The following is a 12552-nucleotide window of genomic DNA, read 5'->3' on the forward strand; positions in this document are numbered from 1 at the left end:
CCGGCACCCCGACCCGGCTGCTGGGCTTCGGCACCACCGACGACGCACCCAACCCCGACGGATGGGTCTTCCCCGAGCGGCTCCAGGAACTCGACCTCCGACCGGGACGTCCTGGTCCTCGACGGGCCGTCCGCCGACGCCGCCCTCGACACCGCTCTCGACTCCGGCACTCCCGCACCCGCCACCGTCCTGGTACGGCTGCCCGCCGCGCCGGAGCTCACCCCCGAGGCCGTCCACGCGGCCTCCCGCGCCACGCTCCGCCTGCTGCGGCGCTGGCTCTCCGACGAGCGGCTCACCGACAGCCGGCTCGTCCTCCTGACCCGGGGCTCGGTCGCCGTCCGCACCGGCGACCGGGTTCCGGACCCCGTCCACGCGGCCGTCTGGGGGCTGGTGCGCTCCGCGCAGGCCGAGCACCCGGGCTGCTTCGTCCTCGTCGACACCGATGGCGACGACATCGCCGCCCCCGTCCTGGACGCGCTCCTGGCCGCGCGGGAACCGCAACTCGCCCTGCGCGCCGGCACCGCACACGCCCCCCGCCTGGCCCGGACCACCCCTGGTCGCACGGCTGCCGGTAACACCGGGGAGAGCGTCCCGCAGTACGACGCCGACGGGACCGTCCTCGTCACCGGGGCCACGGGCACCCTCGGCCGGCTCGTCGCCCGCCACCTCGTCGGCGAGCGCGGCGTACGCCACCTGCTGCTGCTGAGCCGCCGCGGCGACACCGCCCCCGGGGCCGCGGACCTGACCCGCGAACTGGCCGGGCTGGGCGCCGAGGTGACCTGGGCGGCCTGCGACGCCGCCGACCGGGAGGCGCTCGCCGCCGCCCTGACCGCGATCCCCGCGGCCCACCCGCTGCGCGGCGTCGTGCACACCGCCGGAGTCCTCGACGACGCCGTGATCGACTCCCTCACCCCCGAACGCCTCGACACCGTTCTGCGGCCCAAGGCCGACGCCGCGCTCCACCTCCACGACCTGACCCGCGGCCTGGACCTGTCGGCCTTCGTCCTGTTCTCCTCGGCCGCGGGCGTGTTCGGCGCCCCCGGCCAGGGCAACTACGCCGCCGCGAACTCCTTCCTCGACGCCCTCGCCCAACACCGCCGGGCCCAGGGCCTCCCGGCCGTCTCGCTCGCCTGGGGCCTTTGGGAGGACACCGGTGGCATGGCGGGCGCCCTGGACCGGGCCGACCTCGACCGGATGAAGCGCGGCGGCGTGGAAGGACTCTCCGCCGCCGACGGCCTCGCCCTCCTCGACCTCGCCGACGCCCTCGCCGCCACCGACGGCGGGGCGGACCGGGCGCTCCTCGTCCCCATGCGGCTCACCCCGCCCGCTGCCGGGACGGACGTGGCCCCGCTGCTGCGCGGGCTCGTCCGCACGCCCGTACGACGCGCCGCCGCGGCAGGTACCAGCCGCGGCGGGCGCGCCGGGGCCGAGCTCTCCGCGCTCGAACGGAGCCTCGCCGGCCTCGACGCGGCCGCCCGGGAACGGCTCCTGCTCGACCTCGTCCGCAGCCACGTCGCCGACGTCCTCGGACACGGCACCGTGGACGCCGTCGAACCCGGACAGGCCTTCAGCGAACTGGGCTTCGACTCCCTCACCGCCGTCGAGCTCCGCAACCGGGTCGGCGCGGCCGTCGGCCGCCGCCTGCCCGCCACCCTGGTCTTCGACTACCCGACCTCCCTCACCCTCGCCCGCCACCTCGCCGCCGAACTCGGCGAGGAACACGCGGCCCCCGAGCGGACGGCACCCACCGCGCCCACCCCGGCCGGCGCCGATGACGACCCGATCGCCATCGTCGCCATGAGCTGCCGCTACCCCGGCGGCGTGACCAGCCCCGAGGAGCTCTGGCGGCTGCTGGAGAGCGGCGGCGACGCCATCACCGGCTTCCCCGCCGATCGCGGCTGGGACCTCGCCTCCCTCTACCACCCCGACCCCGACCACGCGGGCACCTCGTACACCCGCCACGGAGGCTTCCTGCACGACGCCGCCGGATTCGATCCCGCCTTCTTCGGGATCAGTCCGCGCGAGGCCGTCGCCACCGACCCGCAGCAGCGCCTGCTCCTGGAGACCACCTGGGAGGCCTTCGAACGGGCCGGCATCCACCCGGCGTCCGTCCGGGGCAGCCGCACCGGTGTCTTCGCCGGTGTCATGTACCACGACTACGCCGCCCTGCTGGAACGCTCGGCCGACGGCGCGGACGGGTCGCTCGGATCCGGCAGCACGGGCAGCATCGCCTCGGGACGCGTCTCGTACACCTTCGGTCTCGAAGGCCCCGCCGTCACCATCGACACCGCCTGCTCATCCTCGCTGGTCGCCCTCCACATGGCGATCCAGGCCCTGCGCGCCCACGAGTGCGACCTGGCCCTGGCCGGCGGTGTCACCGTCATGGCCACCCCGGGCACCTTCGTCGGCTTCAGCCGCCAGCGCGGCCTCTCCGCCGACGGCCGCTGCCGGGCCTTCTCGGCCGACGCCGACGGCACGGGCTGGGGCGAGGGCGTGGGCATGCTGCTCGTCGAGCGGCTCTCCGACGCCCGCAGGAACGGCCACCCCGTCCTCGCGGTGGTCCGCGGCTCCGCGATCAACCAGGACGGTGCCAGCAACGGGCTCACCGCCCCGAACGGCCCCTCCCAGCAGCGCGTCATCCGCGCCGCCCTCGCGAGCGCGGGACTCACCACCGCCGACGTCGACGCGGTGGAGGCCCACGGCACCGGTACGACCCTGGGCGACCCGATCGAGGCCCAGGCGCTGCTGGCCACGTACGGGCAGGACCGCCCGGAGGACCAGCCGCTGCTCCTCGGCTCCATCAAGTCGAACCTCGGCCACACCCAGGCCGCCGCTGGCGTGGCCGGTGTGATGAAGATGGTGCTGGCCATGCAGCACGGGGTGCTTCCCCGGACCCTGCACGCCGAGCAGCCGTCCCCGCACGTGGACTGGTCGGAAGGCTCCGTAAGCCTGCTGACCGAGCCGGTTCCGTGGCCCGAGACCGGACGTCCCCGCCGCGCCGCCGTGTCGTCCTTCGGCATCAGCGGCACCAATGCCCACACGATCATCGAGCAGGCGCCGCCCGCATCCCCGGCTCCCGCCGACACCGAAACCGGGACCGGAGCCGCCCCGGGCGTCGTCCTGCCCCTGCCGCTGTCGGGCCGTACGGATCAGGCCCTCGCCGACCGTGCCCGCGCCCTGAGCGCGCACCTGGCCGCGCACCCGGGCATCGGGCTGGCGGACCTCGCGTACTCGCTGGCCACGACCCGCGCCGCCTTCGACCATCGTGCGGTGGTACTGGCACGCGACCCCGAGTCCGCCGCCACCGCCCTCGCCGCCCTCGCCAACGGCGGTACCGCCCCCGGGGTGACCCGCGACACGGTGACGAAGACCGGCCGCACGGCCTTCCTGTTCACCGGGCAGGGCAGTCAGCGGCTCGGGATGGGGCGTGAGTTGTATGACGCCGTCCCGGTGTTCGCGGAGGCGCTGGACGCGGTGTGTGCGGCGATGAACCTCGAACGGCCGCTGGAGGAGGTGTTGAAGCTGGTTGCGGCGAGGACGACGCCGCGCCGCACCACGGCCGGAGCCGGGACGTCAGTTCTGGTGGCGCGGGCTCTCGTACGAACGCTGCCCGCCCTGCGGCCCGTACGACGGCCGGGAGCCGGCCCGGACGGCGTCCAGGCGGGCCGTGATCACCAGGGTGCCCTCCTCGATCTGGTAGTCGAGCGGGAGCCCGAGGCCGCGCATGGCCGCCACCATGCCCGTGTTCGAGGCCTGGGTGACGGCGTACACGCTGTCGCAGCGCGCCTCGACCGCCATCGCGATCAGCCTGCGGAGCAGTTCGGAGCCGATGCCGCGGCGCTGCCAGTCGTCCTCGATGAGCAGGGCCACCTCGGTCTCGTCCCCGTCCCAGAGCAGGTGCCCGAGGGCGACCAGCTTGCCGGAGGTGGTGGTGGCGGCCAGGGTGCGGCCGAAGCGGGGGCTCAGCAGGTGGCCGAGGTAGCGGTCGGCGTCGGCGACCGGGCCGTGGTAGCGCAGGCCCAGCGTCCGCTCGGAGCAGCGGTCGTGCATCGCGCGGGCGGCCACGACGTCGGAGCCGTCGGCGCGGCGCACGGTGATCTCGTTGCCCTCGGGCAGGGTCAGCACGTCCTGGCTGCGCGGGACGCGCGGGCCGAGGCGGGCGTCCAGCTCGACCAGGGCGCGGGCCCGGGCGAACTCGGTGGGCGTGAAGGGCAGGTAGGGACGGTCCACGGTGATCACGCCGCCGGAGGGGTCGCGCAGCCGCATCGTGGTGGCCTCCAGCACGCCCTCGACGGGGGCGGAGGCGGCGGCGTTGGGCCGGCCGGTCAGGGTGGTGGCCGGGATCGAGTGGATCGTGCAGCGGCCGAGCAACTGGCGCAGCGCCAGCGGCAGCTCGGCGGCGTCCAGCGCGGTGCGGGTGGCCAGCCCGAGCACCCGGGTGGGCGTGTCCACCAGGTCGTGCGCGTCGGCGCGCTCGATCCAGGTGCTGTGGCCGCCGGCCCGGGCGACGGCGCGGGTCAGCTCGGCGGAGGGCAGCTCCTGAGGGGCGCGCAGCAGGAACTCGTCGACCGTGCCGCCCTCGGGGAGCGGGTGGGTCTGGAGGGTCAGGATGTCGACGCGGTGGTGGGCGAGCGCGGTGCAGAGCGCGGCCAGGCTGCCGGGCTCGTCCCGTACGGTAGTCCGCATCCGCCACAGGGCGGTGGCGCCCTCGGTCGCGGGATCGGCCGGAGCCGGCGCCGTGCCCGCGGTGGATCCCCGCGCCGTGGTCCCGGCCGGGGCGCCGGTATCGGAGGGGGCGGTCGGGCCCGGCGGGGCGTGGCTGTGACGGCGGGCCCACCAGGTGTGGAAGGCGGCCGTGACCAGGAGCGCAATCGCCGAGGCGACGAGCATCACGGGCCCGCGCGGACCGTGCACCACGAGATTGGCCAACGCGTCGGCGACGGCCACGGCGCAGAACAGCGCCGCGAGCTCGACGAGGTCGTGGCGCCAGTGGTGGGCGCGCTGGGGGCGGTGGGGCCGGGAGGCGGAGGCGGGGCTGCGGTCAGTCATGCACACCACTGTGACGGTGGGGTGTTGCGTGATCACGAACGGTTTGTGACCGACTGGTTAAGTGTCGATCCGATCGATTTCGCCCTGTTTTCCGGCTCGCGGCGCACCTGGCATCGGCCCACCGGCCGACCCGGTTGCCGGCCCACCCGCTACTGGCCGACCCGGCCCGGTCGCAGCGTCTTGGTGAAGAGGACGGCGCCCCCCTGGCGGCGCAGGCGCACCGTCAGCTCCCCGCTCGCCCCGTCGATCTCGACCTCCCCGTAGTACGGCGGGTTCTCGGCCGGCGACATGTTGGCCACCGGCGCCGACCGCACGAACGCCGTCTCGGGGCCGAAGGTCGCATCCAGCCGGCCGTGCGGGAAGCCGCCCGCGCCGACGGGCCCGGACACGAACTCCCAGAAGGGCGCGAAGTCCTGGAAGGCGGCCCGTTCGGGGGCGTAGTGGTTGGCGGCGGTGTAGTGGACGTCGGCGGTCAGCCAGACGGTGCCGGTGACGCGCTGGTGCTTGATGTGGCGCAGCAGGTCGGCGATCTGGAGCTCCCGGCCGAGCGGGGCGCCCGGGTCGCCCTGGGCGACCGCCTCGAAGTCGGCCGTGCCGTCGGGGACGACGATGCCGAGCGGCATGTCGGCGGCGATCACCTTCCAGGTGGCGCGCGAGCGGGACAGCTCCCGCTTGAGCCAGGCCAGCTGTTCGGCGCCCAGGATCCCGACGGGGTCGGTGACCTGACGGCCCGGCGAGTTGGCGTTGCGGTGGGTGCGCATGTCGAGGACGAAGACGTCGAGCAGCGGACCGTGCCGGACGACGCGGTGGACCCGGCCCTCCGCGCGGGCGCCGGGATCGACCGCCAGACCAGGGAGGTACTCCCCGAAGGCGCGGCGGGCGCGCTCGGCCAGTACGTCGACCTGCTTGACGGTGTAGCGCGGGTCGTCCAGCAGCTGGCCGGGGTACCAGTTGTTGCGCACCTCGTGGTCGTCCCACTGGGCGATCACCGGGACCTGCGCGTTGAAGGCCGTGAGGTTGCGGTCGAGGAGGTTGTAGCGGAAGTTCCCGCGGAACTCGGCCAGGGTCTCGGCGACCTTCGCCTTCTCCTCGGTGGTCACGTTGCGCCAGATCCGGCCGTCGGGCAGCGTCACGCTCGGCTGGATCGGCCCGTCCGCGTAGATCGTGTCCCCGCTGAAGAGGAAGAAGTCCGGGTCGCGCAGGCGCATCTCGTCGAAGACCCGGTAGCCGCCGAGGTCCGGATTGATGCCCCAGCCCTGTCCCGCGAGGTCCCCGGACCACAGGAAGCGGACGCCGGAGCGGCGCGAGACGGGCGTGGTGCGGAAGGTGCCGTAGGCCGGTTCGCCGGCGCGTCGGGGGTCGTCCGGATCGGCCACCACCACGCGGTAGTGGACCTGCTCGCCCGGCGGGAGGCCGCGCAGGGCGGTGGTGCCGGTGAAATCGGTGGCCGGTCCGAGCAGCGGGCCGGGGTGACGGCGTACCGCGCGGCGGAACGAGGCGGTGGGCGAGGTCTCCACGTACATCCGCGCGGGCCGGTCCGCACGCGTCCAGACCAGCGCCGAGCACTCCGTCACCTCACCGCACTGGGTGCCCCACGCCATGGCGGGGCGCCCGGACCGGGCGAACGCGGGGGCGGCCCACCCCAGCGGAAGGGCCAGTGCGGCGGACGCGGTGAGCGAACCGGTGAGCAGGGTCCGGCGGGTGTGCGGCATCGGTTGCGCCTCCAGGGTTCCGGTCGTCTCGCACGGGCCGGACCAGTGTGCCGCCGGCACACCGGCCCGCCCGCGTCGCGCACGCGAACCGTGGATGAACAGAGGCTGGTGGGGCACGGCCGGGCCGTCTGAGGGTGGTTCGGCGCGCCGTCGGCCGGTGGCCGGAGGCGGTGGCTGGAGCGCTGGGGAGCCGGCGGTCGGGAGGCGGCGGCCGGAGCGTCGGCGGGTCGGCGGTCGGAGCGGGGCGGGGGCGGACGCCGTCAGCCGGTGACGGCCGCCGGGAGCGGGGTGCGCGCCGTGTCGAGGATGACCCGGGCGACGAGGGCGGGGTCGTCGTTCATCGGGACGTGACCGCAGCCCGGCAGCCGGACCAGCCGCGCGCCGGGGATGGCGCGCTTGGCGCGCAGGCCCTGCCGTCGCGGCAGCAACCGGTCGCGCTCGCCCCAGGCGATGGTGACCGGCACGCCCGGCACGTCCCGCGTGAACCGTACGGCGCCACCCGCGGCCAGCGTCGGCTCGAAGCCGGCGGCCCCGCGCAGGGCCGAGGTCTCGGCCACCACCGAGGCGGGGGAGCGGCGGCCGGGACGGGCGTAGATGGTCCCGGTGAGGGCGGCCCGGCCCGCGGCGCTGCGGGAGAGCCGCTCCACGGCGGGGAGCGGCAGGGCGTGGGCCCCGGCCCGCATGGCGCGCAGGGCCCCGAAGGCGTACCGGCGCTCCGTCTCGCTCCAGAAGCCGGCGGGGGAGAGGGCGGTCACCGAGCGGACCAGGCCCAGGCGTGCCATTTCGAGGGCGAGCAGACCGCCGAGCGAGTTGCCCGCCACGTGGGGGCGCTCGACACCGAGGGCCGCGCAGAGTGCACCGAGCGCGGGCGCGACGGTCGCGAGGTCGTAGGGGACCCCTTCCGGCAACGCCGGGGAAGCCCCGAAGCCGGGCAGGTCCACGGCGATGACGTCGTGGTCGGCGGCCAGGATGCCGGTGACCGGGCGCCAGGCCTGGAAGTGGTGCCCGATGCCGTGGAGCAGCAGGAGGGGCTCCCCCGCGCCCTCGCGTTCGTAGCTGACGGTCGCCGTGCGGGGGCCGAGCGGGGATTCGACGGCGAAGGAGGCGGTGGCGGTCATGCTGCTCCTCGGGTGCGGCGGTGGGCGCTGCGGGCTTTGTGAGACACGCTGTCAGTAATGACTACCGCCCGGTAGTGCCCCGCAACAAGCCCTCGCCACCGGCCGCCCGGAGCGCCGAGAACATCCTGTGAACGGCTTGATACGAATACCCCTTATGCCCGCCTCGGGGATGAGCATTGGTCTTGACCAAGTGCAGGCACCGTCCTATCGTCGCAGGGATAGTGCAAGGACCTTTAATAAACAAAGGCGCGGAACTGCCGCTGGAACACGGCGATTGCGGCGATGGCAGCAGGAGGAGTCAGGGTGGGGACCACGCAGCTCGAATCGGTGCCGGAGCCGAAGTACTGGCATCTCAAGACCGTGCTCAGCGAGGCGCTCGACCAGGACTTCGCCGTGGGCGAGGTCCTGCCCAACGAGCGTGACCTGGCCGCCCGTTTCGGCGTGGCCCGCGCGACCCTGCGCCAGGCCCTCGAACAGCTGGAACTCGAAGGCAGGCTCCAGCGCCGGCGCGGCGTCGGCACCACCGTGGCCCCGCCGCGGGTGGGCGTCGCCGTCGGGACCACCGAACACGTCTGGCCCGGTGAGGCCGACGGGTGGGAGCTGGTGGACGCCGCCGAGACCCTGCCCGGCGCCGCCGTCGCCCGGCTCCTCGGCACCGCCTCCGCCGTCCCCTTCGGTACCGACCGGACCGTGCACACGGTGCGCCGGACCCGCGTCACCCAGGGCCAGGCGGTCGCCGCCGAGCTGCTGTACGTTCCCGGCTCGTCGGTACCGGGGCTCTCCGGCATAGACGCCCCCGCCGGACCCGCCCGCGCCCGCGCCGTGCTGCGCGAGCTGCAGCGCCTGGTGCTGGAGGGGCAGGACCGCTCCGTGGAACTCGGCTCGGCCCGCGCCGACGACGCCCGGGAACTCGACCGGCTGCCCGGAGCCCCGGTGCTGCTGGTCACCACCCGCTACTTCACGGCCGAGGGCACCGCGGCGGTCTCGGTCGCGACCTACCGCGCGGACACCTGCCGACTGACCTTCGGGGACTCCGGCGACGTCCGCATAAGCCACGACCCGGACACGCGCGTCGCCTCCTGACGGCCGGCGGGCGGGCGGGCGGGCGGGCACTGGGGCCGCGCAGCGGTGCGGCTCCGGGCTGCGGGGCTCGTGTGGGCCGTGGGGCTCGGCTTGGGCCGCCGGTCACTCGGGCCGCCGGGCTCGGAGCGTCGGGCCCCGCTGGTGGTTCGGGGTGCGGGACGCGGGCCCGGGGACGCGGCAGGCCGGGCGCGCGGGGCTCTATGCGCGGGGGGCTGGTCCCCCCCCCTGCGGCTTCGTGGGCTGGGCTGCGCTCGACTGCGGGTGTGTCCCGGCCGCTCGCAGGCCGGTGAACAGGCTTGGCGGGCGCGATGAGCGGGCTCACGCACCGGCTCGCCCTGCCCCCCGCCCCATGTACCCGCCCGAGGCGGCTCCATTCCGTGGCCGCCCGTGGCACGCCCGGCGGCGGCGGCGGGGCCGGGCCGGGCAGCGTGCCCGGACGGGCCGTCGTCGGCCCGGTCAACCAGGGCGCCCACCAGGACCCCGGACCCCGGGTCAGCCGCGGCTGCGGGCCGTGACCGTTTTCTCGATCGCGAAGAGTTCTTCCTCCGCCTGGTCCAGCGCCAGCCGCAACGCCCCGGTCGCCACCGCCGCCTCCCCGAGGAGCGACAGGGCCACGCGCGGCGGCCGCAGGCAGTACCGCTCCAGCTCGCGCCGCAGCGGGTCCAGTACGCCGTCCAACCCGGCCGCCCACCCCCCGACCACGACGAGTTCCGGGTCCATCGCCAGCACCAGGGCCGCCACGTCGTGCACGAGGCGCTGGATGAACCGCTCCACCGCGGCCACCGCGCCCTCGTCACCCTGCTTGGCCATCGTGAACACCGCGGCGACCGCCTGCTCGTCCAGCGGATGCAACGGCTCACCGGTGGTCGACAGCAGCTTCTCCGGCGTCACCTCGCGGCCCAGCAGGTGCAGCGCGCCGATTTCGCCCGCCGCGCCGCCGAAGCCCCGGTGCAACCGGCCGTTGATCAGCGAACCGGCACCCGGGCTGAGGCCCGCCATGACGAACACCAGGTCATCGGTGTCCCGGCCCGCCCCTTTCCAGTGCTCGGCGACCGCCGCCGCGTTGGCGTCGTTCTCCACCTGGACCGGGCAGCGGAAGGACCGCTGCAGTCGCTCACCGAGGGGGAGCCCGGTCCAGCCCGGGAGGGCCGTGCACAGGCGGACGGTGCCGTCCGCCTCCACGATCCCCGGGCTGCCCACGCCGACCGCGCGAAGCGCGTCCCTCGGTACCCCGGCTCGCCGCAGCAGGTCCGCGACCGTCGCCCGGACCCGGTCGAGCCGCTCGTCGGCCGAAGCCGACTCGGCGACCTGCTTGGTACCGGCCCCGATCACCCGCCCGTCCAACCCGGAGAGCAGGGCCGAGACCCGGTGGGAGCCGATCTCGATCCCGAGCAGGTGGCCCGCTTCGGCACGGAACCGGAACCGTCTGGCGGGCCGCCCCTGTCTGCGGGCACCGTCCCCGGCCTCGGCCTCCGTGACCAGCCCCGTGCCGATGAGCCCCTCGACGACTCCCTCGACCGTGGGCCGGGAGAGTCCGGTGAGTCGGGTGAGATCCGTGAGGGTCGGTGATTCGGCCGCGCGAAGCGCCCGCAAGACCACGGCGGAATTGATCCGCCGGAGCAGCGAGGGGTCCCCGCCGGTCAGCTGCCCCAACGTGTGTCCTCCCAGCTAGCGCGCCTGTTCAGCCGGATCGTACTGCGCACCCCGGGCGACGGCGAGAAGCGGCCCCCCATCGGCCGGAATCAGCTCTTCCTCTCCGTGCCCTCAGGCCGGGGCGACGAAGCCCGATTCGTAAGCCATGATCACTGCCTGCGTCCGGTCGCGCGCCCCCAGCTTCGCCAGCACCGCACTCACGTGGGACTTCACGGTCTCCGCCCCCACGAACAGCTCCCCGGCGATCTCCGCATTCGTCAGCCCCCGGGACATCAGCCGCAGCACCGACTCCTCCCGCTCGGTCAGCGCGGCCCGTTCCAGCATGGTCCGCGCCTGGCGGTTCCCGTACTCGGCGGCCAGCGCGCGCACCGCCGCCGGGAAGAGCAGGGTCTCGCCCTCCGCCACCAGGCGCACCGCGTGGACGATCTCCGAGGGCCGGGCCCGCTTCAGGAGGAACCCGTCCGCCCCGGCACGCAGCGCCTGGTAGACGTACTCGTCGTTCTCGAAGGTCGTGACGACGAGGATCTTCGGCGGGTTGTCGATGCTCTTGAGGACGGCCCGCGTGGCCTCGATGCCGTCGAGCAACGGCATTCTGACGTCCATCGCGACCACGTCCGGCCGCAGCCGACGAACCAGCGGGACCACGGCGGCCCCGTCAGCGGCCTCGCCGACCACCTCGATGTCGGACTGGGCGTCCAGGACGGCGCGCAGACCCGCTCGCACCAGGGGTTCGTCGTCGACGAGCAGTACGGTAACCGGCATCCGGTCAGCGTATTCGCTCCAGCGGAAGCCGGGCGCGTACCCTCCAATTGCCCTCGTGCGGACCGGTGTCGGCCGTGCCGCCGAGCAGCGCGGCCCGTTCGCGCATTCCCCGCAGCCCGGTGCCACTGCCCGACATCAGGGTCGGCCCCTCCGGCAGCGGGTTCGTGACCTCCAGGTCGAGTCGTTCGCCCGTCACCTCGACCCGGACCCGCACCGGTACCGGCCCGCAGTGCCGCAGCACATTCGTCAGTGCCTCCTGAAGGATCCGGTACCCCTCACGAGTGACCGGGCCGGGCAACCCACCCAAGGGGCCGCGCAGTTCGCTGTCCACCGCCGCCCCCGACGCACGGGCCGACTCCAGCAGCCGGTCCGCCTCCGAAAGGGTCGGACGCTGGGAGGGCGGCTGCGCGGATTCCCGCAGCACCAGCAGCACGCGCTCCAGATCCTCCAGCGCGGCCCGCCCCGTGTCCTCGATCGCGCACAACGCCCGCTCGGTGAACTCCGGACTGCCGGCCGCACGGGCCGCACCCGCCTGCACCACCGCGACGGTCAAGGCATGACCGATCGAGTCATGGAGCTCGCGCGCGATCCGGGTCCGCTCCAGCAACTGCTCCGTCCGCTGCTCCAGCGCCGTGAGCCGCTCGGCAGCGGACGGCCCGAGCAGGCTGCCCGCGATCGCGGTGATCATCTCGCCGAGCAGGACGACCGTCACGATGAGCAGGATCAGCGGCACGGGGATGAGCACGGCCGATGCCCAGCCCGGGACGTCCAGCGGCACCCACGGATGCGCGGAGGGACGGCCCAGGGCGGCGAGGGCCAGATCGACCGAGACCGTCGGGAGGAACGAGGACGAGAAGAGCGTCGCCGAGGAGACCACCAGCCGTATCTCCAGCCACAGCATCGTCCGCCACCGGTCACCCCAGGACGCCGAAGGGGACGTACTGATCGTGCTGTCGTCGCCTTGGTCCTGGGGGGTCAGGAGGAACCGCGCCTGGAGTCCCTCGGCGAGACGAACCCAGGGCACCAGGCCGAACGGCGCGACGAGGAGAAGAGGCACCCACGGCGCGTGGGGAGCTATGAACATCCACACGGCCACGATGAGGATGGGCACGCACAGATGCAACCAGCGTGTGTAGGTCACTGCCTTGAACGGTGCGCGGAGCAGTCGGTACATG

At 74.6% G+C, this 12552-nt stretch carries 7 protein-coding genes and 1 pseudogene; 2 read left to right on the top strand and 6 right to left on the bottom strand.

Translation table 11 applies throughout. The annotated features are described in order from the left end of the window. Window positions 1–3519, top strand: a pseudogene (locus tag ABZY31_RS07035) (type I polyketide synthase); the annotation flags it as partial. 54 nt (window positions 3520–3573) lie between these two features. Here ABZY31_RS07035 and ABZY31_RS07040 read toward each other — a convergent pair. From ABZY31_RS07040 to ABZY31_RS07050, 3 genes are all read right to left on the bottom strand, one after another. After that, window positions 3574–5049 (bottom strand): GNAT family N-acetyltransferase, encoded by a 1476-nt coding sequence (locus tag ABZY31_RS07040; RefSeq protein WP_356405973.1) that lies wholly within the window; start codon window positions 5047–5049, stop codon window positions 3574–3576. A 149-nt stretch (window positions 5050–5198) separates the two neighbouring features. After that, a complete protein-coding gene (locus ABZY31_RS07045; protein ID WP_356405665.1) occupies window positions 5199–6761 on the bottom strand; it encodes an alkaline phosphatase D family protein in 1563 nt (520 codons plus the stop codon). A gap of 260 nt (window positions 6762–7021) precedes the next feature. After that, complete coding sequence (locus ABZY31_RS07050) at window positions 7022–7879, bottom strand: alpha/beta fold hydrolase (protein ID WP_356405667.1); 858 nt, start codon at window positions 7877–7879, stop codon at window positions 7022–7024. 303 nt (window positions 7880–8182) lie between these two features. On the opposite strand from ABZY31_RS07050, the gene ABZY31_RS07055 reads away from it, so the two are divergent. Continuing rightward, window positions 8183–8962, top strand: a complete 780-nt coding sequence (locus ABZY31_RS07055) for a GntR family transcriptional regulator (protein ID WP_356405669.1) — start codon at window positions 8183–8185, stop codon at window positions 8960–8962. Between the two features lie 492 nt (window positions 8963–9454). Here the strand turns inward: ABZY31_RS07055 and ABZY31_RS07060 are convergent, their stop codons facing one another. From ABZY31_RS07060 to ABZY31_RS07070, 3 genes are all read right to left on the bottom strand, one after another. Then, window positions 9455–10615, bottom strand: a complete 1161-nt coding sequence (locus ABZY31_RS07060; protein ID WP_356405671.1) for an ROK family transcriptional regulator — start codon at window positions 10613–10615, stop codon at window positions 9455–9457. A gap of 111 nt (window positions 10616–10726) precedes the next feature. Next, a complete protein-coding gene (locus ABZY31_RS07065; protein WP_356405673.1) occupies window positions 10727–11377 on the bottom strand; it encodes a response regulator transcription factor in 651 nt (216 codons plus the stop codon). A gap of 4 nt (window positions 11378–11381) precedes the next feature. Continuing rightward, window positions 11382–12551, bottom strand: coding sequence for a histidine kinase (locus ABZY31_RS07070; RefSeq protein WP_356405675.1), 1170 nt, complete (start codon window positions 12549–12551; stop codon window positions 11382–11384). Window position 12552 lies beyond the last annotated feature (1 nt).

Source organism: Streptomyces sp. NPDC006529, assembly GCF_040611795.1.
In the GTDB taxonomy this organism is placed as follows: domain Bacteria; phylum Actinomycetota; class Actinomycetes; order Streptomycetales; family Streptomycetaceae; genus Streptomyces.

Excerpts from the sequence above, each read along its gene's own strand:
- ABZY31_RS07050 (WP_356405667.1), bottom strand. The coding sequence starts at position 7,879 with ATGACCGCCACCGCCTCCTTCGCCGTCGAATCCCCGCTCGGCCCCCGC.
- ABZY31_RS07070 (WP_356405675.1), bottom strand. The coding sequence starts at position 12,551 with ATGTACCGACTGCTCCGCGCACCGTTCAAGGCAGTGACCTACACACGC.
- ABZY31_RS07045 (WP_356405665.1), bottom strand. The coding sequence starts at position 6,761 with ATGCCGCACACCCGCCGGACCCTGCTCACCGGTTCGCTCACCGCGTCC.
- ABZY31_RS07040 (WP_356405973.1), bottom strand. The coding sequence starts at position 5,049 with ATGACTGACCGCAGCCCCGCCTCCGCCTCCCGGCCCCACCGCCCCCAG.
- ABZY31_RS07065 (WP_356405673.1), bottom strand. The coding sequence starts at position 11,377 with ATGCCGGTTACCGTACTGCTCGTCGACGACGAACCCCTGGTGCGAGCG.